Source organism: Mesorhizobium sp. M0772 (assembly GCF_040320135.1).
GTDB lineage: Bacteria > Pseudomonadota > Alphaproteobacteria > Rhizobiales > Rhizobiaceae > Mesorhizobium.
Genome location: NZ_JAMYPB010000067.1, coordinates 1 through 24789 on the forward strand (window position 1 = coordinate 1; position 24789 = coordinate 24789).

General features: G+C 59.2%; 19 protein-coding genes, 2 pseudogenes and 1 riboswitch. Of the genes and pseudogenes, 10 read left to right on the forward strand and 11 right to left on the reverse strand.

What is annotated here, in order from left to right:
* Positions 1-374 (forward strand): PfkB family carbohydrate kinase (locus tag NKI06_RS28060; protein ID WP_352987746.1); only part of this gene is annotated, 374 nt, incomplete at its 5' end.
* A 312-nt stretch (positions 375-686) separates the two neighbouring features.
* Positions 687-888, forward strand: a riboswitch (cobalamin riboswitch).
* 91 nt (positions 889-979) lie between these two features.
* Positions 980-3328, forward strand: coding sequence for a 5-methyltetrahydropteroyltriglutamate--homocysteine S-methyltransferase (metE, locus tag NKI06_RS28065; RefSeq protein ID WP_352987747.1), 2349 nt, complete (start codon positions 980-982; stop codon positions 3326-3328).
* A gap of 438 nt (positions 3329-3766) precedes the next feature.
* On the opposite strand, the gene NKI06_RS28070 is transcribed toward metE, so the two are convergent.
* Positions 3767-4822, reverse strand: a complete 1056-nt coding sequence (locus NKI06_RS28070; protein ID WP_023685632.1) for a cytochrome-c peroxidase — start codon at positions 4820-4822, stop codon at positions 3767-3769.
* Between the two features lie 912 nt (positions 4823-5734).
* On the opposite strand from NKI06_RS28070, the gene NKI06_RS28075 reads away from it, so the two are divergent.
* A complete protein-coding gene (locus NKI06_RS28075) occupies positions 5735-6088 on the forward strand; it encodes a hypothetical protein (RefSeq protein WP_023702970.1) in 354 nt (117 codons plus the stop codon).
* A gap of 135 nt (positions 6089-6223) precedes the next feature.
* Here the strand turns inward: NKI06_RS28075 and NKI06_RS28080 are convergent, their stop codons facing one another.
* Positions 6224-7228: a glycosyltransferase family 10 domain-containing protein gene (locus NKI06_RS28080; RefSeq protein ID WP_352561458.1), complete on the reverse strand. Its 1005-nt coding sequence runs from the start codon at positions 7226-7228 to the stop codon at positions 6224-6226.
* A 1161-nt stretch (positions 7229-8389) separates the two neighbouring features.
* Between NKI06_RS28080 and NKI06_RS28085 the strand changes: the two genes are divergently transcribed.
* Entirely contained in the window at positions 8390-8863 is a 474-nt protein-coding gene (locus NKI06_RS28085; RefSeq protein ID WP_023702968.1) for a Ros/MucR family transcriptional regulator, read from the forward strand.
* 226 nt (positions 8864-9089) lie between these two features.
* On the opposite strand, the gene NKI06_RS28090 is transcribed toward NKI06_RS28085, so the two are convergent.
* The gene (locus NKI06_RS28090; protein ID WP_023679670.1) at positions 9090-9302 is read right to left on the reverse strand and encodes a cold-shock protein; all 213 of its coding nucleotides are present in this window, start codon (positions 9300-9302) and stop codon (positions 9090-9092) included.
* Positions 9303-9641: 339 nt separating this feature from the next.
* Between NKI06_RS28090 and NKI06_RS28095 the strand changes: the two genes are divergently transcribed.
* The 4 genes from NKI06_RS28095 to NKI06_RS28110 all read left to right on the forward strand — a co-directional run bounded on the left by NKI06_RS28095 (position 9642) and on the right by NKI06_RS28110 (position 13183).
* A complete protein-coding gene (locus NKI06_RS28095) occupies positions 9642-9896 on the forward strand; it encodes a hypothetical protein (RefSeq protein ID WP_023707826.1) in 255 nt (84 codons plus the stop codon).
* Positions 9897-10604: 708 nt separating this feature from the next.
* Complete coding sequence (locus NKI06_RS28100; RefSeq protein ID WP_023820151.1) at positions 10605-11174, forward strand: hypothetical protein; 570 nt, start codon at positions 10605-10607, stop codon at positions 11172-11174.
* A gap of 191 nt (positions 11175-11365) precedes the next feature.
* Positions 11366-11554 carry an insulinase family protein gene (locus NKI06_RS28105; RefSeq protein WP_352561456.1) on the forward strand — a complete coding sequence of 63 codons (189 nt, stop codon included), beginning with the start codon at positions 11366-11368 and terminating at the stop codon, positions 11552-11554.
* Between the two features lie 171 nt (positions 11555-11725).
* Positions 11726-13183: an NAD-dependent succinate-semialdehyde dehydrogenase gene (locus tag NKI06_RS28110; RefSeq protein ID WP_023709474.1), complete on the forward strand. Its 1458-nt coding sequence runs from the start codon at positions 11726-11728 to the stop codon at positions 13181-13183.
* Positions 13184-13982: 799 nt separating this feature from the next.
* Here NKI06_RS28110 and NKI06_RS28115 read toward each other — a convergent pair.
* The 6 genes from NKI06_RS28115 to NKI06_RS28140 form a co-directional block, all read right to left on the reverse strand.
* Positions 13983-15986 carry a class I tRNA ligase family protein gene (locus NKI06_RS28115; protein ID WP_352987748.1) on the reverse strand — a complete coding sequence of 668 codons (2004 nt, stop codon included), beginning with the start codon at positions 15984-15986 and terminating at the stop codon, positions 13983-13985.
* Between the two features lie 324 nt (positions 15987-16310).
* A complete protein-coding gene (locus NKI06_RS28120; RefSeq protein WP_352561452.1) occupies positions 16311-17090 on the reverse strand; it encodes a phytanoyl-CoA dioxygenase family protein in 780 nt (259 codons plus the stop codon).
* Between the two features lie 502 nt (positions 17091-17592).
* The gene (locus tag NKI06_RS28125; RefSeq protein WP_352561450.1) at positions 17593-18897 is read right to left on the reverse strand and encodes a lysine N(6)-hydroxylase/L-ornithine N(5)-oxygenase family protein; all 1305 of its coding nucleotides are present in this window, start codon (positions 18895-18897) and stop codon (positions 17593-17595) included.
* Positions 18898-18906: 9 nt separating this feature from the next.
* Positions 18907-19287, reverse strand: a complete 381-nt coding sequence (locus NKI06_RS28130) for a hypothetical protein (protein WP_352561448.1) — start codon at positions 19285-19287, stop codon at positions 18907-18909.
* 774 nt (positions 19288-20061) lie between these two features.
* Positions 20062-20418, reverse strand: coding sequence for a hypothetical protein (locus tag NKI06_RS28135; RefSeq protein WP_023736366.1), 357 nt, complete (start codon positions 20416-20418; stop codon positions 20062-20064).
* A gap of 367 nt (positions 20419-20785) precedes the next feature.
* Positions 20786-21079, reverse strand: a complete 294-nt coding sequence (locus NKI06_RS28140; protein ID WP_352561446.1) for a hypothetical protein — start codon at positions 21077-21079, stop codon at positions 20786-20788.
* Between NKI06_RS28140 and NKI06_RS28145 the strand changes: the two are divergent.
* Positions 21006-21361: pseudogene (locus NKI06_RS28145) on the forward strand (transposase); the annotation flags it as partial. The gene NKI06_RS28140 and the pseudogene NKI06_RS28145 sit on opposite strands and share 74 nt — an antisense overlap.
* Before the next feature lie 413 nt (positions 21362-21774).
* Here NKI06_RS28145 and NKI06_RS28150 read toward each other — a convergent pair.
* Positions 21775-21939 carry a hypothetical protein gene (locus NKI06_RS28150; RefSeq protein ID WP_352987749.1) on the reverse strand — a complete coding sequence of 55 codons (165 nt, stop codon included), beginning with the start codon at positions 21937-21939 and terminating at the stop codon, positions 21775-21777.
* Positions 21940-22349: 410 nt separating this feature from the next.
* Between NKI06_RS28150 and NKI06_RS28155 the strand changes: the two are divergent.
* A pseudogene (locus NKI06_RS28155) lies at positions 22350-24438 on the forward strand (prolyl oligopeptidase family serine peptidase).
* Between the two features lie 121 nt (positions 24439-24559).
* On the opposite strand, the gene NKI06_RS28160 reads toward NKI06_RS28155, so the two are convergent.
* Positions 24560-24789, reverse strand: a 230-nt coding sequence (locus NKI06_RS28160) for a hypothetical protein (protein ID WP_352987750.1), incomplete at its 5' end; no start/stop codon positions are given.

Genomic DNA, 24789 nt, shown 5'->3' on the forward strand with positions numbered 1-24789 from the left:
GCACTGTCGACATCGTCTTTGCCAACAGCCACGAGATCAAGTCGCTCTACCAGACAAAATCCTTCGACGAGGCGCTGGCTCAGATCCGAAAGGACTGCAAGATTGCCGCCGTCACCCGGTCCGAAAAAGGCTCGGTGATCGTGCGTGGCGAGGAGACCGTCACCATCCAGGCGACGACGATCCGCGAGCTGGTCGACACCACCGGCGCCGGCGACCTCTACGCCGCCGGTTTCCTCTACGGCTACACCTCGGGGCGCAGCCTCAAGGATTGCGGCGACCTTGGCTCGCTGGCGGCCGGCCTGGTGATCCAGCAGATCGGCCCAAGGCCAAGGCAGAATTTGCGCCGCGAGGCGGAACGGGCTGGGTTGCTGTAGATGCGCGGGCAACTAACCAGCCGCCCTACTGACGCGATCATCGCAGTGGCGGAACTGTGTCAAAGCTCGCTGGGATCTTCTGCATTCCAACGACGTTGTCACGCGCTTGAAGTCTCGTCCGAGATCCTTCATGGGCGACCTGCGAGGGATGTCGCAGCCCGACAGGAATCCATTAGTTGGACAATGCTGGCAGCGCAGCAGCGCCGCCAAGGGCGACTGGCTATTTCACCAATGTTAGACAAACGTAAAAGCGCGATCGCATAACGACATAAACATTTCGTTATGCGTCATTGACAAGAGAGCGGATTGTTGTGATTGTCTGCGTGTCGTGGTTCTTCGCGTGCGGCGCTGCCGCAGCGAAGCTAAGAGGGAAGCCGGTGCGATGCCGGCGCTGCCCCCGCAACTGTTAGCGGCGAGTCAACCCACTCATGTCACTGAGGCGAATACCCTCGGGAAGATGGGTAGAGGCTATGACCCCGCGAGCCAGGAGACCTGCCACGACGAATTACGTCCACGGGCGGGGTGTCTCGGTGGCCGCTGCAACCGGCGTGCCGGCCTGCTAGCGCCTTCCTTGTCACCGACGCCCCCAACCATCGGGGTATGACATGACTGTCTCTCAGCAAATTCCTGTAGCAACGCTCGGCGTGCCGCGCTTCGGTCGTCGGCGAGAACTGAAATTCGCCCTTGAAAGCTACTGGTCCGGAAAATCGTCCGCTGGCGACCTTCTTGGGACGTCGAAGGCACTCCGTGCCGCTAGCTGGGAGGAGCAGCGCGATCGCGGCGTGTCAAAAATCCCCTCGAACGACTTCTCGCTTTACGACCATGTGCTCGACACCGCAGCCACGGTCGGCGCCATTCCATCCCGGTACGGTTGGAATAGCGGCGAGGTCCCACTTGACATCTACTTCGCAATGGCGCGCGGCAACCAGGGTCAGACGGAGGATTGTGGACACGCTGGTCACCAGGAGGCGGCTCATGGACCTGGTGTAGCCGCGATGGAAATGACCAAGTGGTTTGACACCAACTACCACTACATTGTGCCGGAGCTCCATGATGATCAGACGTTCGCCCTCTCGTCAACGAAGCCGGTCGATTACTTCCTCGAGGCTAAAGCTCTCGGCATTCACACACGCCCAGTCATCCTTGGACCCATCACCTTCCTCAAGCTGGCGAAATCGCCTGCCGAAGGGTTCGGTCCCATCGCGCTCCTACCGCAGCTGCTGCCCGTTTACGAGCAGCTCCTGCAGAGGCTGAAGCTGTCGGGAGCCGACTGGGTCCAGATCGATGAGCCAGCGCTTGTCCTCGATCTGAACCCGAACGAACGAGCTGCGTTCGAATTCGCCTATGGCCAGCTGTCGAAAGCCGCGCCCGAGCTGAAGATCATGCTGGCTACGTATTTCGGGTCGCTGGGAGACAATCTCGAAACCGCGGTTTCTCTGCCCCTGGCCGGCCTGCATATTGATCTCGTGCGCGCTCCCGAGCAGCTGGAAACGGTGGGTCGGCTCGCTCCGAAGGATCTGGTGCTCTCGCTCGGCTTGATCGATGGCCGCAACGTCTGGCGTGCGAACCTGCCCGCCATTCTCGACCGCATCAAACCGATCGTCGCCGGCTGGCCCTTGGACCGCGTCGAAATCGCGCCTTCTTGCTCGATGCTGCATGTGCCGATTGACCTGCGCATGGAGACGGAACTCGAGGCCGACCTCAGGTCGTGGCTCGCCTTCGCGGCCCAGAAGACCGACGAGCTGGTCTTGCTGGCCCGGTCCCTGTCCCAAGGCAGGGATGCGGTGGCAGGCGCGTTGAAAGCGACTGCCGAGGCTGCCGCCACTCGCTTGACGTCCACGAAGATCCATGATCCGCTTGTTGAGGGGCGGATCGCCAGCATTGACCATAGCATGAAACGACGGGAGAGCGCTTTTGGCGAGCGCTCCAGAGTCCAGGCCGGCACGCTCGGGCTGCCGCCGTTCCCGACGACGACAATCGGGTCCTTCCCGCAGACGCCGCAGGTACGCCGCGCGCGGTCCGCTCATGCGAAGGGCCAGCTCAGTTATGTCGACTACGAGATTTTCCTGAAGAAGGAGATCGAGTCAGCAATTCGTTGGCAGGAAGAGATCGGGCTGGACGTGCTGGTGCACGGTGAGTTCGAACGAAACGATATGGTACAGCATTTCGGCGAGCAGCTGTCCGGCTTCGCCTTCACTCAGCATGCCTGGGTGCAAAGCTATGGGTCGCGCTACGTGCGTCCCCCCATCATCTTCGGGGACGTATCGAGGCGCAATCCGATGACGGTGCGCTGGTGGCAATTCGCCCAGTCGCTTACGGAAAAGCCCGTGAAGGGAATGCTCACAGGCCCAGTCACCATTCTCAACTGGTCCTTTGTTCGCGACGACGTACCCCGCTCCGAAGCCTGCCGCCAGATCGCGCTCGCCATCCGCGACGAAGTGACGGATCTCGAAAGGTCCGGCGCAAGGATGATCCAGATCGATGAGGCCGCGTTTCGCGAAGGATTGCCACTGCGCCAATCTGACTGGAAAGCCTATCTCGACTGGGCTGTCGAATGCTTCCGGATCGCTTCAACCGGTGTAAAGGACGCGACTCAAATCCATACCCACATGTGTTATTCGGAGTTCAACGAGATCATCGACGCGATCGCTGGAATGGATGCGGATGTCATTTCGATTGAGACGTCGCGCTCGAAGATGGAACTGCTGGACGCCTTCACGAGCTCCAAATATCCGAACGAGATCGGTCCCGGCGTCTATGACATTCACTCACCACGTGTGCCGGAGGTCTGCGAGATTTCGGACCTAATCATGCTTGCCCGCGAGCGACTGTCCGACGGCCAACTGTGGGTAAACCCGGACTGTGGCCTCAAAACACGCAAATGGGAGGAGGTCCGCCCTGCCCTCATGAACATGGTCGCTGCAGCGCGCGCGCTCCGGGAGAAAGTGGCCTGAGGCTTCTCCTTCCTCACCGTGTGGTGAGCTACCGGCTGGCTCCTGTCGGCCGTGAACATGCCAAACCGGCACACTCTTGGAAATGAGCCACTCGGCGCAAATGTGCAATTTCCCTACGGCACGTGTCTTAATCCCGCAGAAATATAAATGTGGCACTACGCTATAATATCGGTTCCTTGGGGACATACAGGCCCCGCGCCTCGAACAAATCGGACACGCGTCGTTTCTCAAAGTAGACTGCTTGGCGCGTTCGCTCAGGCAGCGACAATATATGGTGCTGCGTCTGTCCGCCCCCAGTTGATCGCGCAGACTACGGGCGAGGTGGCAGGGTTCGGGTATCGCTAGCGTCCCGCCAATTCGGAGATGGACGTCGCAATTCGTGCCGCCAAGTAAAAATCGCCAATCATTTTCGATTGCGAGTCCGCAGCCAGTTGGCCCTTATTTTCCTGAGATCTGCGTTACAGGCCGGGGCGTTGTCGCCGTTTCTGAGGGTAAGATGGGATAGGCGACGTCAGGTGCCTCTCCGGTCAGCGAGTTGAGGAAGGCAACAAGCAGGTCAACTTCTTCGTCCGCCAGTACTACGCCGAGCTGGGTGGTCCCCATAATGGCGACGGCCTGTTTCAGATCCCAAACCTTGCCCGAATGAAAGTATGGCGCGGTGAGTGCAACGTTGCGCAGCGGCGCCACGCGGAAGACATAGGAATCGTCGGCTGCATTGGTGACCTCAAATCGGCCCTTGTCTTTGTCCGGCAGGACTTCGGCGCTGGGCCGTTCCACGAGGCCGAACGGGTAATAGGCTTGCCCACCAACGTTGATGCCGGCATGGCAGGACGAGCAGCCTTTGTCCATGAAAAGCACCAGGCCCTGTTTCTGTTCGGAAGTCATGGCAACCTCATCACCATTCAGGAAGCTGTCGAACGGGGCAGGTGTGACCAGTGTCGCCTCGAAGGCTTCGATCGCCTTGGCGAAGTTGTCGAAGGTGACCCGATCGGCTTCAGCCGGAAAGGCTGCATCGAACCACTCGACATATTGCGGCATGGACTTGAGAGTGGCGATGAGTTGGCCCGGTGTATTGGCCATTTCGATCCCGGCTTGGACCGGTCCCTTCGCCTGAGCCTTCAGGTCTTCGGCACGACCATCCCAGAACTGGGCGATGTTGAAGACAGCGTTCAGTACAGTCGGCGCGTTGCGCTGTCCCTTCTGCCAACCATGGCCAATCGAGGTTTCGTGATTGTCGTCGCCGCCGGTGGCCAGGTTGTGGCATGAATTGCACGACAAGACGCCTGACGCCGAGACGCGTGGATCGAAGAACAGTGCCTTGCCGAGAGCGATCTTTTCCGGGGTGATCGGGTTGTTGGCGACTGTCGGCGTGGTGGATGGCAAAGCCGTGAAGGTGGCCAATGCCGTATCTCTGAGGTCGGTGGGGATCGAATCCGCGGCAAAGGCGGTGGGTGCCAGCAAGGTGACAGCCATCGTACTGAATAGGATTTTCATAATTGGTCTTCCTGCGTCGTCCACGCAGCCATTATGCGATCTGCGGCTCATGAACGCCCTGAGCTAGATCAGCTTGAGGGAGAGGACGGGGTCTCACACCTGTTTTCGCAGCTGAGCTGGGACCCTCTTGGAAGTGATCGCTCTTCTCGATTGGACTTCAGGGGAGGAGGAGTATCCCTGGTTGGCAACCGGTTTTATGCATCAAAGCACGCCCTGAGGGCGGCTTCGTAGATTCGGTCACTGCGATCTTCCAGCCAAGGTTGAGAAAGTCGACAGCATCCGCAAGACTGGCAATCTCTTGCACGATGTGCGCTGCACGCCTCGCGAAAAGTGAGCTTCTGAAACGTCAGGGTTCATTCGTTCCTCCTGACCTGCTGATTGCGTGAATCGGCCTTGTCGACACCCGCCGACTGCACATTGTGATGTCACCAGCGATGGCGGTTTCAATACCTAAGCAGCGACGGTCTATGCGACAGTATGGAGGTCGTAGCGGAATAGCCGTTCTGCCTTCATCGATCGTCACACCGGCATATAGCTCCGCTTCTACGAACATCCCATCACGCGAGGATGGCGCGGCGCTTGAGCAGGTCCACCCGCTGCAACTGCCTCACACCTTGATCCACAGATCCTAGGCGCCGACCACGTTGTCGTCATCATTTGACGGGCGCGGGGCATTGGCTCATAAGCGAGCCACCGCAAACTGTGCGGTTGCCAGTGCGTAATGAAGTGAATTGGAATGATCTTCGGTTTGGGAAACACGCACGTCCGACGCAGCTTGCGTTGACAGAGGCGGTTTTAGGCGCAATAGCACCTCCGCTGGCCTATTTTGTGGAGTTCAATTGTGGTTCGGCCAAAGGCGCGGGGCGCCGGACCGGCCCCTTGTAAACGTAATCAAAGAGAGAGAGACCCTGCATGGAAGAAATCTTACCGCGCATCGCCACTGGTGCCGGCATCGGCCCGGCTGTCGCAGAGAAGGCCGTTGGGTTAATGCTGGGTTTCCTGCGGAGCCACGCGGCCGACGGTCCCGGCGCGCGCATGATCGAGGCCATTCCGGGAGCTTCGGAATTAGTAGCGAAGTATCATGGCGACGACCCAGAGGGTGGCGGCCTTATGGGGCTCGGGCAGCAATTGATGGGTGAGGGTCTCAGCATGGCAAAGATCGCCGCCCTCGCCAACGAGACGATCGCCTGCGCCAAGGAACATGCCGGCGACGAACTCGTGGACGAGGTCCTCAATTCCGTTCCTGGCCTTCCCCAGTTCGTCTGATCAGCGGCAGCCGGGGGCGCATGACCTTGTGCGCCCGTGCCGGCCCGTCTGCAGCAGGCATTCTCCGCCGAGCGCTCCGCACCGATCTCGCCAGACCACCAACCGCCGGGCACGCGAAGCGAGCGTTGGATTAATTCATTCGTCTGTTGCAAAATCAACTTCAGGCGATTCGATGTGTATAATTTCTGGCGGTAAGGGTTTATCCTGAACGCTTTCGATGAAGCCCGCGAGATAAGCAAACGTATTGTATTTCTCGAGAACTAGCCGCTTCGCCTCTCTTATTGCGCCGCGACGTTCCTTCCAGAGGTCTGAGTTGATGATTTCTTGAATTTTTTGGGTTACGTTCTTGTCCTCTGGGTCAATCAGAACCATAGAGTCCGAAGGGAAGAACCTCGTGATTGCTGGGCTGCCGTAATAGATCGGCATTGTTTCAGCAACGAAGCAGTCCATAAGCTTCTCTGTAAAATAGTAGTCAGCACGAGTATTCTCGAACGCTATACTGTAACGGTAAGGTGCGAGTGCGTTCCATTTATCTCCAATCAGCCGAAAACCTCGGCCGAACAGGTCAAAATCGAGCTCCTTTCTCAGCCGTTCCAGAAACGCCAGCCGATATCGATGTCCTTTTAGCAGGGCGATGTTACTGGTAATCCATGAGAGCCGAAGCGGCTTATCCATGACTTCGCTGACCAGAAGTTGGTCATATGTCTTGTTTACAGACCAAGACCGAGTGATAGGTGGAGACAAAACGAATCGGCGCGCTGCATTCTGCCGAGCAGCCAGCTCTTCGTCAGACGTCAGGACGATAGTATTCTTCCCCTGCCCTTCATGAAATGCACGATGAGCTTTCGTCGGCGGTTCGCCGATTGCAAAGATTGTCCTGTTTGGGCTCGCCTCGATATCAACAGGGAGCCCAAAAAGAGAAGCAGAGTTAAAGACAATATGCCAATCGGGCACGAAGGATGTAGTGCGTACAAAAGCGACGTTGTTCCAGATTCCACTGCCCTTTGGAGTGAGATGGTGGATTGCATCATCCAAAACGCCCCAAGAATCTAGACATGTAGCAACAATGGGCGCCGGGCGTTCCGTCAACAATTTGGCCGACAAAGCAGTTCCACTCCCTTCAGTCGTGAAGGTACTCAATCGCCATTCAGGATTGCGGTAACATCGGGCAGCATAAACCTTCCGGGACCTGCTGTCGAGGCAATTGTCGCTTTGCACTTGACCAGGTTCTTCCTCGCTTCGTGTGGTGATCAGGCCGGCTGAGTGGCAGCATGCGTGCCTAAGGAGTTCGCAGCCGGCGCTGGCTAATGGTACGTTTGATCGTCTTCAGGCGGTTGATCAGCCCTTCCGCCTCGGCCGCTCTCCACGGCAGTTCAATGGCATCGCGAACGGAGTCAACGTCACGGCGTAGGACCAGACCGAAACGCGTGTTGGCGATGAGCCGGGTGACGCCAAGTCGATCGAAGTGCCGAGCTTGCCCAACTCACAGGCCCCGCAAAATGCCGCGGAAGGGCATGGCAAGCCTGCGCATAGTGGCAAACTCATGTCATCCCTGCTTCAGGACGTCGACCTTTCTGGCCTGGTTGATCGTCAGCACATCCGGAGGCTTCATGCAGAGGGCCTCGGCGACTACCGGCGAGATCACACGGCCGGTCGCGGCATTCTGTATGAGGACGCGTCGCTGGCTGGTTGATGCGTATGATTGATGCAGGCGGCTCACTGTCCTTGCCCGGCCTCTCGGCGCGGCGCCAACTTGCGAGAAGCCGCTCCAGATTCGAGAAGCTGCCGGTCGCCGCGCTGTTTGATATCGTGGAACAGGTGTCATCCGCAGCCATTGCCGCCTCTCCAGGACCGGCTAAGAAACGCCTCGAAATACATTGATGTCCTAGGTTTATCAGCGGCGGTTCCCAGCCCCTTTGCAAGAGCGGCTCACCGGCGATGAACTTACATCACTTTGGCCATTGCCAATGAACGTTTGTTCCATCGTCCCTGACGCCCACCATCAACCGACCACTATCGCTCGATTTCACAGTCCAAAGAAGCAAAGCGAGACAAAAACAGCGCGCTTAGCCTCGAGGCTACTAGCGACTTCGGCGCTAAGTTAGAGCGGCACGCGCCACGCACCTCGGCAGGGTCGCCAACAACGAGTGGCTCAGCGGTCACGCCGCGAAATATGGCGCATCGATGTCGCTTCTGGACGAGCATTGGCAATAACGCAGTCAGAGACATTGTTGCTTTCAGCGGCAACCGGCCCTATGAAGCGACGCTTCGCTGACTATGTTTCACCGCTTGGAGAGTTTCATGACAGAAGAAGCCGGAAAAAACGTCGACACCCTCATTGAGCTTGCCGCCGATGTCGTGTCGGCCTACGTGTCCAACAATCCGATCCCGGTGGGGGATCTCCCTGCCCTCATCGGCCAAGTGCATGCGGCTCTGAGAGCGACGGCCGGAGGTATCTCTGCACAAGAGCCGGTTGCCCTTACGCCTGCAGTCCCGATCAGGAAGTCGGTGACACCGGACTACATCATCTCCCTTGAAGACGGGAAGAAATTCAAATCTTTAAAGCGCCATCTGTCGACCCACTATGGGCTGACGCCGGGTGAATATCGGGCCAAATGGGGCCTGCCGGTGGATTATCCCATGGTGGCGCCGAACTACGCCGCGAAGCGTTCGTCACTGGCGAAAACGATGGGGCTCGGCCGCAAACCGAAAGCGCCGAAAGAGCCGGAAGCGCCGGTGCCGACGAAGCGAACTCGCAAGAAGGTCGCGGCTTGATTGCGGCAATTGAAATTCCTTCTGCAGCGTTGCAGCCGTCGGCTTAATCTGGGCGTCGCATAAAAAAGGCGGGGCCAACCCCGCCTTCCTTTCCAACAACTTGTTTCATGAGGAATTCGCGACCCATGCAGCAATCTGCTGCCCTCACTTTTGCTCGTCCCTATCGAGCGGCAGTGAGCACTTCCGGGCCTACACGCCCACTCTTGCGACTTCGCAGGAGAAAATTTCAACCAGCTTTGCTCAGGCTGCCAGCTGAGGACTTGCCAGTGCGGCGGTCCTGCTCGATCTCATAGTTGATCTTCTGGCCGTCAGCGAGGGTCGAGAGGCCCGCGCGTTCGACAGCGGAAATGTGGACGAAAACATCCGGACCGCCATTGTCGGGCTGGATAAATCCAAACCCTTTGGTGCTGTTGAACCACTTTACCGTTCCAGTCGGCATATAATTATTCCTCTTTTACAATTGCAACGTGGGGCAGGCCATTGGGCCTGTCCGAGTCATAGCCGAGACTTGGGCGCAGCAAAAAGCGAAAAATTGTTAAGCCCCAATCAGCTGGCGCACTCCATTGTTGGCGTAGCCGCCAGCAAGCACTGTCCACACTACCGCTCAGAGGCCGGAAGCGCTCGATCTTCCAACGCTCCTCAGCGCCCAGGTCTATAGCTCGTGCTACGGCACGAGACGTAAGGCCGACTGCTGCTCGTGCCGTCAGGTAAAAGGCCGGGTAGTTCACGGAGCTGCCTTCGTGCATAACGGCTTGGAAGCGCTTTAAGGAGTTTCGAGTTGGACTGTTTCAAGAGGGTCGAGGGGTTGATCGATGCGACCAGCGTGGAAGCGATCGATAGCGCGCGCGTTTTGCTGGACCAGTTCAAGGGCAAGTCAGAAACAATCGCCCAAGCGATTGACGACTTCCTGCTTGATTTCATGACCTTGCTGTTTGTGGTAGAAGCCACCCCCGAGCAGTTCCACAATCCGGCGAGGCGGTTAGCGCGCATCAGGTTGAGCAAGGTAAGGCTGTTACTCACGCGATGCTCTTGACCTAAGCGACCACTCGCCAGGGTGCATTTGCAGCCGAGCGCACCAGGCGGTATTTTATGCACATGAAATCAATCGCGACCGCTAAATTCTGCTGTTTGGTTCCCATGGACGACGGCAAGCGCGGACAGCTTCCGTGCTGCTGTCCTGCAGCGGCAAATGTGCTGCATGCCCCCATCCAAGGCGAGCTCGACGTTTGTTTCTTACGTTGACCAAGGTCCCGCGAAAACACTCCCCTTTCCGCAGCAACTCATCACGGTTCAACCGCCTCGCGGCAGGCCATCACGCCAGAAGACAGCAACGGCATCGTTTTTCCCGCCCAGTCCTACGACCTCGTTTTCCAGCGCCTCGCGAATGTCGCCACCCGCCGTTTTTTTTCAGGTCCGTCTTCGCGCGCGAGCTGGGTCCGCGCCCACTTAGCTACGCTGCTCACGCCTCTACCCTTCAGCACCGCCCGGTCTGACTGTCGAGGACATCGGTCCGCTGGAGCGACAACATTTCAATTCTGACCGTCGGTGCAGCGGCCTTCGAAGCGCATCCCGTCCCCCTTCCCCAGCAGCGCGCCCAATCGTCTTCCAATGAAGAAGATATTCTCAGCCGTGCTCGCGTCGCCTTCAGCCCTGTTCGATGGCCCACAATGTCGGATGCACAACATGTCAGACTGACTTGTCCACATGCCTCGAATGTTTTCTGATCTGGCACGGTGCATGCGTGGTCGTCCGCAAGGCGTCGCGGATCAAGGAAAATCCCTCCAATGACCATCCCCCCAAGAACACCGCCGCCGGTCTCCTGGGCTCATCCCAAGATGAGGCTCGAGTGAGCCCTGGCCGCATGATTCATCTGGCTCGGCCTGCCCGCGATCCTCCCACGGGATCGAAGACGCAGCCCGTTCATGAAAATGAGGAACAAATCACTGCCTCGAAACTTGCCTTTCCAACCGGAGCCATCGATCACCCCCTGGCTGCGCAAGCCGTTCACTGCCACCGCCCTGGCCTAGCGACGACCGCTCCGGCTCTGGCCGCCACCGACGGCGGCAAGATTTCCTGCTCGATGATGGCATGGAACGGTCGACATGACCCCGCGCAAATCGTCACTCACATGATCTGGCACAAGGTCCGCAGCGCCGACGAGCCACCGGGCAAAACGGAACTTGCCCCTTCCCTCGAGCGTCTGATCTTCAGGGCGACGCCCAACCGCCCCGACAGCGAGTTCGACGGAGCCGTCTCAGTCAGCGGCTACAATACCGCCCTCATTGCCTATAAATCGCTTTGGGCGAGATGATGGGCTTCGAGGCCGATCGCATGTTCAACCTCATTCTCAACGACGATGATATCGAGACCGACGAAACGTGATCCTGGAGGAGCGCCGTTGGCGCAGAGAGACGGACCCTCAGGTCTGGTGGACGAGGAGGTCAACGCGACGTTGCGGCCGAATCAGCCCTACCGCATTCCGGTGAACGGCTGGACCAGGAGATGGAGAAGCTGAACGGCACCGATCGGTTCACGATGTGCAACGAATACCGCCGACCGAACAACGCCGTGCTGGTGGTGGCCGGCGACGCAGAGCCTGAGACGGTGAAGGCGCTGGCCGCGAAGACCTATGGCAAGGTTGCGCGCGGGCCGGACCTGCCACCGCGCAACCGACCGGTCGAGCCCGACTAGTAGAACCGCTAGGCGTCTTGTAGCGTATTCTCCCTCCCACTTGGGTACCGTGGTCTGCTAGCTGTATGGCCGAGGCCCTATAAGGAACCTTTACGTCCGGAATACACACCGCACCTGCTATGGACACCTGCCGCGTTGAGGAGGAATCGGATATTGCCCCTGTGCCTGCCGATGATCCGTCACCTGCGATCCCCTGACCTGTTTGGACCCATCGATCGCCTGCCGGCACTTGGCACGCGGATGGGCGAGCGGACATTTGAGGTTCTCAACCCGTCGACCGGCGAAGTGCTGGCAGAACTACCCGATATGGGTGTCGAGGAGACATGCGCTGCGATCGACAAGGCCTATGTCGCGCAGCCTGGATGGGCAGGGTTTACCGCACGTGAGCGCAGCGACGTTCTATGGCGATGGCATCAGTTGATCATCGACCACGCCGACGATCTCGCTGCAATTCTCACCGCGGAGATGGGCAAGCCGCTTGCGGAAGCCAAGTCGGAGATATCGCATGCTGCGGCGTATCTGCAATGGTACGCCGAGGAGGCAAATCGCGTCTATGGCGAGACGATCTCCGCACCATCGGCCGACCGCCGAATGCTGGTGATCAAGCAGCCCATCGGGGTCGTGGGCACGATAACACCATGGAATTTCCCGGTGTCGATGGTGGCGCGCAAAATCTCGCCAGCCTTGGCGGCGGGCTGCACGATCGTCCTCAAGCCCGCTGAACAGACGCCGCTGGTGGCTGGAGCAATGTTCGCCCTCGCCCATCAGGCAGGCTTTCCCGAAGGCGTCGCCAACCTGATCTACGCATCCGAAGGTGACGCGGTCGGCCGCGAACTTTGCACAAATCCCAAGGTCCGCAAGATCAGCTTCACCGGGTCTACTGAGATCGGGCGCTTACTCATGCGCCAGTGCTCGGACCAGATCAAAAAAGTCAGCCTAGAGCTCGGCGGCAATGCACCTTTCATCGTCTTCGATGACGCCGATATCGATGCCGCGGTGGATGGTGCCATCCAGGCGAAGTACCGCAATGCCGGCCAGACCTGCGTCTCAGCGAACCGACTTTACCTCCAGTCGGGCGTTCATGACGAGTTCGTCGAGAAATTCGTTGAACGGGCTCGCCAACTTCAAGTTGGTGACGGTTTCGCGCTCGGAGTGGACATAGGACCCCTCATCGACAAGAAGGCTTTGGCCAAGATTGAATCCCATATTGCCGATGCCGTAGCTAAAGGCGGCGCGATTCGATGCGGGGGCAAACGCATCGGCACGAATGGCACGTTTTTCCAACCAACGGTCCTGACCGGTGTCACCAGCGAGATGACCGTCGCGCGCGAAGAGACATTCGGGCCGCTCGCACCGATTATTCACTTCAAAGATGCCGATCAGGTCGTGCGTGATGCCAATGAAACGATCTACGGCCTCGCGGCCTATTTTTATGCGTCCAACCTGAAGCGTGTCTGGCGTGTCGCCGAGGCCTTGGAATATGGAATGGTGGGGGTAAATACCGGCCGGATGTCTTCGGAAGCGGCGCCGTTCGGTGGGATAAAACAGTCCGGAATCGGGCGGGAGGGTTCCCGCCATGGCCTCGAGGACTACCTCGAAATGAAATATCTCTGCATGGGCGGCATCTGAAGCATCGGCTTGCAGGGTCACAGGCCGAGTACCTAGCGAGCGATCCCCAAACATGTAATTTGTAGAATCGCTCCTTGATTAGGGCCGTCATGCCGGAGCAAACACGCAATCCTGAGGAGCACCCTAATAATTTAGGCATCTATCTCTCCCGCGACAAGCGTCTGCATTTTCGGCGAAGACCTCGTGAATGTTAAGGAGGATACGCTTGCGATTTGGCAGCCCTCGCCGAATACTTCAGGCGAAAGGCTGTGCGTTGCGCGGGTCTGATTGGAAGCTTGTGCACCATGCCGGATGCTGAACGCTGGTTGTGAGCAATATCCTGTTTCGGACCCGAATTTGAACCTGCTACATTCCGATTGTCAGTAGCTCAGTTGTTCTTCGGCTGAATGCCGCGTCGGTACGGTCTCCGACAGAATAGAAGATAGCATCACGCAGGCATTCGCATTCACATTGGTGATCGGCGCACGTTCCAGGGCGCCAGGTTGACCAAGCGGGTCGAATCGCATGACAGCCTTGACCGGCTGGAGGACGGAATGCCGATGCCGCAGAGGTTGTCAGCGCAGTCGACCCACACGGCATTGCGGCACGAACAGCAAGGGCTGGGAAGCGATCGGCCGAGCGGTCCTCGAAGGCGCGGGCCAGGGTTGTCGACGACGCGCTGGTTCAGGGCCGCTAATCTGGTCTCTACCGTTTGATAGCGGCTTCGGTCGCCCCAGTGACAGCATACTTGGCATGGTCGGCTTTGGTTGCCGCGCAAATCTGGTCGAGATTGGGACAGCTCACTGGTGCACCTTCGGGCTCATAGTGCTTCCTCCTCATCGAGATGAGGATTGCCGGACTTGGCGTAGAACACCAACACGGGTCTGAGATCAAAGCGCGTCCCGGGTACAAGGCGCTGGACGGACCGGGGCCATGTTTCGGTTGAGACGCCATCGATGCCTCGCGCCAGCGTTCTGGCGAACCGGGGCATTAACGGAGCGACTGTCGGTGCCATGATCGCAGCGGCCGTCGTCTGAAGGGCTAGCGAAGTTCGATTGCGGGCGGGGTAGAAACATCGCGCAGCCGCATAGTCTCGCGCCCGACGGTAGATCACGCAATCGCGCACGAAATCGCAGGCCTGAGCGGCCGCGCGCCGGACCGAGAAGCCTTCGTCCGAATATGCCCGCTCCATCGCCGCGCGATAGATCTCTATCCGAGCAAAAAAGGCGCGGTCGACTGGGCTCCAGTCGCCTGCATCGGGTACACGGCCGGCAAAATCCTGCTTGATTTCCTGGTCCAACGCATCAATCCAGTTCAGCCAAATCCCTTGGAAGACCTCCTTCTCGGTGCGGCGCAGCCCGTCCAGCGTGAAATCCGTCCGCTCCCCTTCCGGGCGTGTCAGGCCCAAATGGAGGCGCACGACGTCGACTGTCTTTGGGCTCAGAACGTCCTTGCCCCAGACCGCGTGGCGGCAGCTGGTTGAGAACTTCTTGCCGTCGAGCAGGTAGAACTCGTTTACGTGATAGTGGATGCGCGGCGTCCAGTGGGAGAAGACCTCGGCGTAAAGAGCGGGGTAGAGTAGCGCGTGGTAGAACGAATTGTCGAAGCCGAAGAAATGGACAATCTGCCAATCGCTGCCGGGCATCTCCGCATTCCAGTCGCGACCCAGCGAGCGGCCGAGCGCCTGGATGTTGTAAAGAAAACCGAAGGCCATCTCCGGCCAGACCCAGATCACTTGCCCCGGGAACCCTTCGGCCGGCAGGCCCCAGTCCGAGGGGTGGGTAATGGGTACTGAAAATCCGCCGCGTTGGCGTAGGCGCGCGAAGAGATCCAAGATGCGTAGCGGGACGCCTGATGCCCTTAGATGCCGGTCGATATTGTCGTAGCAGCGGTCCAGGGCAAGTTCCGGACGGCGGAGGGAGCCGACCAGCGGCGCTTCGGCAGACTGCCGTGACCGCGCTGCACCCAAGTCGTGGCAAAGGTTTGGGGCGCCGCATTCCTCGCAGATGTTGCCAGCGGCGGAGCCGCCGCAATCGGGGCAGAGGCCTCTAACATCCGGCTCATAAAGATAGTGGCCTGTCACAGCATCGAAAAGCGCGGGGCTCTGGCGCAGATCTACCGCCGTGCTGCTCAGAAGAGTTCGGAAACACGCGGCTTGAAATTCGCGGTAACCGTCATCGCCCATTGTGGCTTGGAAGCTGTGGACGTCACAATCGAGAAGTGCGAGCGTGGCGCGAATCTCGTCGGAATAGTAGCGCGCCACGTTTGCAGGCGTCCATTGATCGGTAGCGGCGCGTGTCGCGACGTAGCTCTGGTAATCGTCGCTTCCGGTCAAGTGATACGCCTCGACTCCTTTCATGCGCAGGAAACGGGTATAGACGTCAGCGCCGAAATAGGGGCCAGAAAGATGCCCCAGATGCAGATCGCCATTTGGCGTTGGCGGCGCGGAGAAGACGAAGGTCGGCCCGCGTGGAGCCGTGGTCTTTGCAGCGGCATCAAGGGCGGCCTCGCCGTCCCGCCAGTATACATCGACGAAATCCAGGTCTTTGTTCCCGTCATTGCGCAGCACATGCGCTTCAAAAGGATGGAACAGAACGACGTCGCCGGCCCCGACCGAGATTTCCCCAAGGTCGGTGGTGACCTTGCCCGCACCAGACAGGACTACGAAGGCCTCGATTTCGTCGTGCCGATGGGGCTCGGATGTGACCCCGGGTCCAACCTTTCCGAACGAAAACCCCGTGCGAGCACTGCCCGTTCCAAGCGTGGCTGTGTCGATTCCGAACGCTCGCGACAGCTCCGTTCGAGAAAACGTGTATTTGCGCATGACAACGAACCTAAGCTGTTGAAGAGTGGGACGGACCTTCGGCTGCCGACGAACAGCCTCAAGTGCACTTCATGGAGAGAAACGGCAGCCCGACCCGTTGGCGGCCCGGCCAGGATAGTGCAGCTCTGGGCCGGCAGGCGGGCGACCAAGGGGGGCGCTAGGTCGGGCTGTAGGCACACAGAAGGCCGCCTGTGACCCCTCCACAATCCACGTGCCAAAGCGTCCGATGCTCCACGAGCCCGCAAATCAGACCGCCATACCGTCCGCGCATTTTCTGAGCGGTCGATCAGTTTCGTGTGCATGCCTCCGCCTGGTTGCGTGAGCTCAATCGCGATAGAAGATGCCATTTGGGGGCTTGAGATTGTCGAGATCGGCCACTTTGCCCTCGGGCGGGTTAAGGGCGCGCTTAAGCACGTTATATTCAGCGCGGGTCGGCCCACCGGTTGAGGCACGCTGGAACACCAAGTAGAGTGTCCGCCGAGAACGGTTGCTTTTGTTCGGTCGTGAGTAGTGCGGCGCGTAATCGTCGAAGATGAAGATGTCGCCAGCCTTCCATACTACGGGTTCCCAGGAGAACGTTTCGGCGACTTGAGGATCGATCACCCCACCGGCATCCATGGGGAACACCCCCTTCTTGTGGTTGCCGGGGCTGAAGAAAAGCCCGCCGTTTTCCGGGTCGGAGTCGTCGATGCCTACGGCAACCACCGCATGGACCATCCGGTCGGAGAGTTTGTGTGGAATGTGATAAATGTCCTGATGCGGGAGATAGCCGCCGCTGTCGGGGTAGTGGAAAATCAGCAATTCCTTGAGCCTGCGCGAATCTTCGCCAAGCAAATCATCGACTGATGACTTTATGCGCTGATCTTCTAAGAGCAAACGACGCAATGGATCATGGAAGTCGAGAAAATTCTCGATCTTGGATATGATCTTTCGATTGTCCGTCGTCTTCTCGAACCACATAAGCCATTTATCATCGCTAACATCCCAGCATGACACATCTTCGACAAGATTGGAGATATCTTCCTGAGCCGCTGGCGCAAAGAAGCTTTCAAGCCTGACGTATCCGTCTTTCTGCCACTTGTCTCGTTGTGTATCAGTCAACATGCGAAAGGCCTCCTTTTGGAAAGACTGGTTGGTCGGACATCCCAATTAGGGCAGTCGGGCGCTGTGCAAGTTGCGGGTCCACGGAGACGGTCCCATGCATGTGGGACGGCTATGCTAAGTGCGTTCCGCTCCGACGGATTTTGTCCGCAGAAGCTCGGCGCAAGACTTCCTATGTCAGGCTCAGCCGGGTCCAGGGGTTCGGTAAACTGGGCCGGATCAATCGGTTCACCCGGTCCAGCCGCGACGCGCATCGCTAAAGGCCGGCACCATCCGCTGACCGCCGACCCAGCCATGGCCGGCAAGACCACGGCGCTCTTTCGAGTGAGCGACCTGGTACGGTCTTGACAACCGTAGGGGAAATGAACGCCCCCAGAATAATGCGATGCGCCGCTTGGTCCAAGAACTTGTTCGGTCTCGATGATTTCGGACAAGCCTCCGGCCTTCGCAGCGGAGGCGGACATCATTCCCAGGATGCCACCGCCGATGACCAGAAGTTTACGAGTCATATCCCGCTGCCCATTTCTTCGGCTACGGGGGCGGGCCAGTTCTCGATCGAGGTATGGCTGATGAAGCCAGGATGCTCGGGGTTCGCGCATGGCGCGCGCCCAAGAAGGCTATCGAGGATGCGGCGCGCGCGCCAGGCCAGCAGGCTTAGGTTCGGATCGGCCAGGCCGCGCTGCCCGAGGCTCGCGTTTTGTACGAAGATGCGTCTGTCACGCGGTCCGTCCCAGCTCACCGAAAAGTCCTCGCGAATAGCTAATTCATTGTCGATATGCTCCAGCCGGTGCGCGATGGGTTCCAAGAAGTCTGGGATCGCGTTCTCGTAACCGGTGGCCAGGATGACGATGTCAGCCGCGACTTCTTCGAGCTCGACCATGCCGTGCTGCAGGGTCAGCCTGTGACCCGCGCCGGCGTTGATGCAATGCGAGACGGTGCAGCCCGGCCGCAGTGTGATGTCGGATCGGGTTGGCTCGAAAAATGCGTGGCGGTAGAGCGCCTGATAGATCGCGCGCAACGTGCTTTCCGAAATTCCGTCTGAGGCAAGCACGAAACGCCGCAGCAGCAGCTTACGCTGCGACTCGCTCATCGCCGCGAAACGATCCGAAAAGCAGGGCATGAACAACTCGTTTGTGAACGGGCTGTTGTCCAGAGGCAGATAGTTTTCGCGCTGCGAGACCCAAGTGATCGAGGCAGGCCGCCGTTCTTTCGGCAGGCCGATAAGATGCAACATCACCTCGGCTCCCGATTGTCCTCCGCCGACCACGCAGACATGCTTTCTCCGCACCTCAGGGTGGATGTGCAGTAAAACAGATGTGTGGAACAGGTTGCGTCCAGTCCAGCCCTGGAACTGAGGCGGAATTTGCGCCTGCTTGCCAATGCCGACCACGACGTCTCTGGCGGCGAGAACCGCCTTATCCGTCCGCACCCGAAACTCGCCGTCAAAGCGGATTTCGCGCACTGTCTCGCCGCCACGCACAAGTGGGTTCCTGTGGAAGACCCAGTTCAGGTATTGTTCGAACTCCACTCTGAGCACGGCTTCGAACTGTGCGTTCAGGAAGTGATACAAACGCCCGTTCTCGTGCAGGAAGTTTACGAAAGTGTAGGCTGATCGCGGATTCACTAGAGTGACCAGATCCTTGAAGTGGCTGACCTGGAGCTCCGAGGAATCGAATGCACTGCCTGGATGCCAGCGGAAGTCGACCTGCCGATCCAGGAACACCGCCCCTTTCCCAACTTGCTCGTGTAGCTGACACGCAAGGCTCAAATTGGACGGGCCAGCACCGATCCCAACGCAAGATAACTCCACTGCTTCCTCCTATAGAGTCTTCCCATTGGACGGCTTGTTCGCGGCGAATATCGGCCACAGCCATTGGGCCTCGCGGACGTTCGGAGCACCGGTCCCGACCGGGTTTGCGAGAATTTGTCCAGCGCGTTCGCGTCGTCGAATGTAGACCGGAGCATTCCAGCGCGGTGAATTCGATGGGTCAGGCCGGCGACGTGGGGCAACGACGTATGTCTTTCCGTTCGTCTGGATGCCCGCGTCGCCGTCACGCGAGACGCTTTGCAGGCCCATTAAGGTGTTTGAAGCCGGCCCAATCGCCGGCCCGACCATGACGCGCCGGCCTTTCGGCGGCTTGATGGCAGGCGAGAGCGCAGTGTTCACTACGGCGACGGCATTTTCGGTGCGCATGATCATGGACGACGTCTCGCTGATGCGTTCGCAGAGTCCCATGCATGGGCCGTGCCAGAGAAGGAAATTTTATTAAACAATGGGTTGGCGGATTTACGATCCTGTCGAAAATCCGACATTGGGGGGGACACCTCACTGCGGCGCCCGATTTGCACGTCGATGTCGCCTTTTTCCGATAGCTAATCGGGCACTTTCTGCACCAGAATACCTCTCTTGTGGAGACCAGCACAAAGTCTTCCTGAACGGACAGTGCAGAACCTTGCGTCTCTGCCGGACAGAGTACCCGCACGATCGGCAACTGTTGCCCGCCGACCAGCCGACCGCGTGGCAAAGATTGAGAGCGGCGAAGCTTGCGCTAACGGCCACATTTCTCCGGTATTTCAGCGATGCATTCCTCGAGACGCTTCAGGCGGCACTTCGCATTGCGAAGTTCATGTCCGGCTTCGAAACGCCGTTGCCCCTGAGGTGAATCGTCACGAGATCGCGCTCCAGTTCGGCAATGCGCGCACGCAACCTGCCGAGCCTCTTCCTGACGCAATGCATTTATCCATCCACGCCCGCGAATCGGTCTTCCTGGCAACACCCTAGAAGCTATGCGGGTTGTGCCACCGAGACGTAATTTCCGGCAAGCCCACGCTCTAAACATCCGCTAATGCAATCTAGAGAAAGGCGTTCTTCGGGAAGAAGGCTGACGCTGCTTGGGGGAAAGCACTAGGAACCCTCGGATCTGACGCGTCACGTCGGCCGATTGCGGCAGCTCCAAAGCGCAGGGACGGGCCGTCAAGCGCCGGGCAGCGTGCCCTTCATGGACATTGCGAAGACATCGAGCAGGATGGCCAGCCCGACGCCGCACGCGGTCAGGATGAGGCCGGCCATGAAGATGCGGTTGGCGCGTTCGTAGATGGGTCGGCGCAACGAACTCATGTCGAGTAGCAGGGACAGCGCCCGCAACTGCAACGTGATGCCGACCAGGATCGGCACAACGGCGAACAAGTCGTAGAGCCGCCATGGCATGGGGTTCGCCGCCCAATGCGTGACGAAGCCGAGCGAAAAGGCAAGCAGAATGCCGACGACGGTGATTGTGCCGTTGCGAAAAATCGTCTCGATCAGCTCTTCCTTCGGATCATGTTCGTCCAAGCGTCCCTCCTCTGACTCAGCAGTTACAGGCCTTTGCACGGTCGACGTAGGCTCTCGGGAAATCCCTGTACATCGCCGCCAACTAGTCAAGGGCCGAGGACCGAAGTCGCGAGGCAAACGTTTTTGGTTTGCGCGGCCCTCATCACTTCCTCAGGCGCCATCGGCCTTTGCCGCGAAGTGAACGATGGAAGCGCCGCCTGCCACGGGTGCTGCGCTCAGAGCGGCAGGTCAAGAGCGTCATTTCAGCTGGAGTGTCTACAATGAAATAAAAAAAGCTGAATGGCACTCTAGGGCCTGTTGAGATTCATCGAGTTTTATGACGGCGGCAGCAAGATGGATGATTGCGTTGAAGCTCTGGTCGGTTTTGTCAGCTCGCATGGCCATACGCTTGAACTCCTTGAGTTTGCAGAAGAGTTATCGATGAGATGACGCCATTTGTAGAGTTCGAGATTGAGAGGCAGCGGCAAGGCGCGCCTCGGATGCTGCGAGATGACGATCTTGGCTCGCCGCGTTCGTTCAGATCGGCAATGATGGTGTTGCTGTCGAAGGCCTGAGCGGCGATCAGCCCGCCGAAGGCGAGGACGCCCGAGGCCGCAATCACGCAAGGGCGCGCCGTCGCCGACCAGATCGGGCCGAAGGTACCGAAGCTGGCGACAATCATGGACGACGCCGAGCCCGACGTGCTTGCCTACATGACTTTCCCCTAGGAGCACCGCGCCAAGCTGCACTCGACAACGATCGAACGCCTCAACGGCGAGATCAAGCCGCGCACCGAGGTCATCGGCGTCTCCCCAAGGACGATGCCATCGTCCGCCTGGTCGGCGCGATCCTGCTCGAACAGAACGACGAATGGGCCGTGCAGCGCGCCAGATACATGACGCTGGAAACCATCAGCCAAATGAGCGATGATCTGCTCATCAGCCTGCCAGCCGTGGCACGCTAATCAGCCCGGCCCCATGCGGGAGAGCGCGGCGACCAAGCCGTCAGCTACACCTGTATGGGCGATGATTGTCAAGCTTGATTCGTTTCCTCATCTCCTCGTTCGGCTGATTGGAGACCATCTGCTCGTGCCGACCTGGCTTCGAACTGGCCGCCGCCCGCAGGTACGGTCAAGGGTAGCTGCAGGCCATCGCGAAGCGACTTGTCCTTGACAGTCACGAGCACGGGCGCCGGCTTTGCCGGGTCAGGTGGAGCTCTTTCCGGTGGGGCCAAATGCCGACGACAGATTTCCGAGGCGAGCTCGCCGAGGCAGGCGCGAAGGTCGCGCGGCAGACTTGTATGCGGTAGATCGCAGTGATTTGACCATGATGCAGCATGCGCATCGGTGGCGAAGCTCCGGGGCGGTGCGTTCCATTCCTACGTCGGCGGTCCGAACTTCGAGGTCGCCACTCCAGCCTCTCGCGCGATCGCCGACACATTCGCGCCAGGCTTCAGCGTCGCCTCGATCAGCGTGCCTTCGCTTGCGCCGACCGCCGCAGACGCTGCGGGCTTGCCTCCGGTTTGGAACCGGCTCAAGAACATGGAAACTTCTATCATCAGACATAGGCGCAGATATAGAAATTGACACCGCAAGCTCCACGCGCCCCTTCAGTGTCATCATCTCTCGCCCATCATCTGATGCCGCCCCAGATGGGATAGGCTCCGCGCTTACACTGGATCGATCAGGTGCCTACCGTTGCAGTCATTGTCGGAACTAAGACGATGTCGGACATAAGACACAGCGCTATCAAAGTGATCGTATTGTTCTGAAAAGATTTTCCTGGTTGGCACGACACATGCGCGTGCTATGCGCAAACGCACTGCCGCGCCGCACCAACTAAGAAGACCTCATCCATGATCACGCTCGCCGAGCATGCGGTCGCCGCCGCAAACACTGAGCTTTCCCGAGCGGAAGGAAGCCTTTGCGCTTTCATTCTTCAGGTTGTACGGACATGACCGCGTTCGATTTCCGTCCAACTCTGAATGCTCCCGACGATGATCCCTATCTTTGGCTTGAAGATATAAAAGGCGAACGGGCACTTGACTGGACCGCCAGCCAGTCGGCCAGGACACTGGGGCAGTTCGGTGGAACGCAGTTCGATCGCGACCGTGAGGCCCTGACAGCGATCTTCGACCGTCCTGACAAGATTCCCTCGATCACCCGCCGCGGCCCGTACCTCTACAATTTCTGGCAAGATGCCGGAAATCCGCGCGGACTGTGGCGCCGGAGCACCCTTGCCGCCTACATGAAAGTTGAGCCCCAGTGGGAGCTACTGCTTGATCTAGACGCCCTCACGGCTAGCGACGGAGAGGACTGGATCTGGGGCAGCGCGTCCCTTGAGCCGGAGAGACGGGAAAGAGCCGTTCTGCGCCTGTCGCGCGGCGGCAGCGAGGCGGTCGTGCATCGCGGATTCGATCTGGAGTCTCTTAGCTTCGTCGCCGACGGCTTCAACCTCGCGGAGGCCAAGGGCGGGGTTAATTGGCTGGACCCTGACACGCTTCTGCTTTCCAGTGCGCTTGGTGATGGCATGGCCACCCGTTGCGGCTACGCGGGCACCGTTCGGTTGTGGAAGCGTGGCGCGGATCCGCTCACCGCGCCGGTAATCTTCGAGACCGGTTCCGAATCCCTCGGGGTGTCCGGCCATCTGGACCGCACCGCCGAGAGCGAGCGCCTCTGGTTCATCGAGCAGTCGACCTTCTTTGAGAAGATCGGCCGAATCGGTGACAGGAGCGGGCCGAAGACGCGGATCGACCTTCCTCGAGACGCCTCGTGGAGCGGCTTCAACGAGTGGCTGGCGGTAAAGCCGCGCAAGCCATGGACAGTGGGAGGGATGACCCATCCCGGGGACGCGCTGATCGGCATCTCGCTTTCCTCCTTCATCGCCGGCGAGCGCAGTTTTGCCATCCTCTTTGAAACAGGCGACAGGCGCTCCCTGCAGTCATTCTTCTGGAATAAGGGGAAGCTCATTATCTCCTCCCTCGTCAACCTCGATCCGCATTTCCAGATGTTCACTCCCGACCGCCAGGAATGGACGCGCCGAGCGCTGGACACCCTGCCCGGCGGAGGGACTGTTCACCTTCGGTCGCTCGATGCGGAACTTCACGAGACCAATGGAGAGGTCCTCATTTCGGCTCAGGACCCGATCACGCCGCCGAAGATTCTCCTATTAGACCTCAACGCCGCGGCGCCTTTCGGCGCTCCAGTAATCCTGAAGCGCAACGCGGAGAATTTCGACGCATCCGGGCTGGTGATCACGCGCCACGAGGCAGTCTCGACTGATGGTGAGATGATCCCCTATACGCAGGTCGGTCCGGCGAACGGGAACGGGGATGCCCCGGTTCACCTCACCGCCTACGGCGGGTTCGGCCTATCGCGCCTGCCCCACTACAACTCCTCGCTCGGCAAGCTGTGGCTCGAACGCCGCGGCACCTGTGTGGTGGCGAACATCCGGGGTGGCGGAGAGTTCGGCACTCGTTGGCACGAGGCCGGGCGCAGGGAGGGCAAGCGTCTCGCCCATGACGATTTCGCCGCCGTTGCCGCCGACCTCGTGCGAAGAAGCATTACGCTGCCGAGGCGGATTGCCGCCCAGAGCGGCTCAAATGGCGGCCTTCTGATCGCCAATATGCTTATCCGTTATCCTGAGAGTTTCGGCGCGCTGTTCTGCAAAGTGCCGCTTGTCGACATGCGCCGCTACACCAAGCTTTTGGCGGCGCGAGCTGGATTGACGAATATGGCGATCCCGACAAGCGGGAGGAATGGATTTTCCTAAAGGAAATCTCCGCCTATCACGCGCGACGCCGGGACAGCCCTATCCGCCGATCCTGCTTGCCACCACGAAACGGGACGACCGCGTCCACCCGGGCCACGCGCGTAAGATGGCCGTAAAGCTGCAGGCTCTTGGCTATCCCGCTTACTTCTACGAGGCCGGCGCGGGCGGGCACGGCTACGGCAAGAACAATCGCGAGCGGGCCGCATTCATTGCCTTGGGCACCAATTTCCTTCGCAGTGCGATCGGCTGGCAAGCCGATGGCGTTCGATAGGTGGGCGGGACCCAGACAAAGAGCAACGTTTCTACAAGTGAGTACAGGTCGATGATTGCGAGCACGGCGCGAATAATGTGTGCGCGTTCCCACTCAAACTGCGCTGCCCAGTCCGCCAATCTCACGCATTTTGAGCAGATTTTTCGTAATTCAGTCCACATTTTCTGAAGAGCAAGGAGACGATATCATGGCGAGAAACAAAATCCGCATCGCGCGGGGAGTAACAGCGGCCGTTGTCCTCATCGTGATGGGACAGCAGGCCGTCGCGGCGGACCTTGCGCAAGCGGCGAGCGTCCCGCAGGCGGGAGCCTCGGTCACGGAAGCGCCAAGCCCTTGGCAGATCCGGCTGCG

Excerpts from the sequence above, each read along its gene's own strand:
- metE (WP_352987747.1), top strand. The coding sequence starts at position 980 with ATGACTGTCTCTCAGCAAATTCCTGTAGCAACGCTCGGCGTGCCGCGC.
- NKI06_RS28070 (WP_023685632.1), bottom strand. The coding sequence starts at position 4,822 with ATGAAAATCCTATTCAGTACGATGGCTGTCACCTTGCTGGCACCCACC.
- NKI06_RS28075 (WP_023702970.1), top strand. The coding sequence starts at position 5,735 with ATGGAAGAAATCTTACCGCGCATCGCCACTGGTGCCGGCATCGGCCCG.
- NKI06_RS28085 (WP_023702968.1), top strand. The coding sequence starts at position 8,390 with ATGACAGAAGAAGCCGGAAAAAACGTCGACACCCTCATTGAGCTTGCC.
- NKI06_RS28090 (WP_023679670.1), bottom strand. The coding sequence starts at position 9,302 with ATGCCGACTGGAACGGTAAAGTGGTTCAACAGCACCAAAGGGTTTGGA.
- NKI06_RS28105 (WP_352561456.1), top strand. The coding sequence starts at position 11,366 with ATGGAGAAGCTGAACGGCACCGATCGGTTCACGATGTGCAACGAATAC.
- NKI06_RS28110 (WP_023709474.1), top strand. The coding sequence starts at position 11,726 with ATGATCCGTCACCTGCGATCCCCTGACCTGTTTGGACCCATCGATCGC.
- NKI06_RS28115 (WP_352987748.1), bottom strand. The coding sequence starts at position 15,986 with ATGCGCAAATACACGTTTTCTCGAACGGAGCTGTCGCGAGCGTTCGGA.
- NKI06_RS28120 (WP_352561452.1), bottom strand. The coding sequence starts at position 17,090 with ATGTTGACTGATACACAACGAGACAAGTGGCAGAAAGACGGATACGTC.
- NKI06_RS28130 (WP_352561448.1), bottom strand. The coding sequence starts at position 19,287 with ATGATCATGCGCACCGAAAATGCCGTCGCCGTAGTGAACACTGCGCTC.
- NKI06_RS28140 (WP_352561446.1), bottom strand. The coding sequence starts at position 21,079 with ATGATTGTCGCCAGCTTCGGTACCTTCGGCCCGATCTGGTCGGCGACG.
- NKI06_RS28150 (WP_352987749.1), bottom strand. The coding sequence starts at position 21,939 with ATGTTCTTGAGCCGGTTCCAAACCGGAGGCAAGCCCGCAGCGTCTGCG.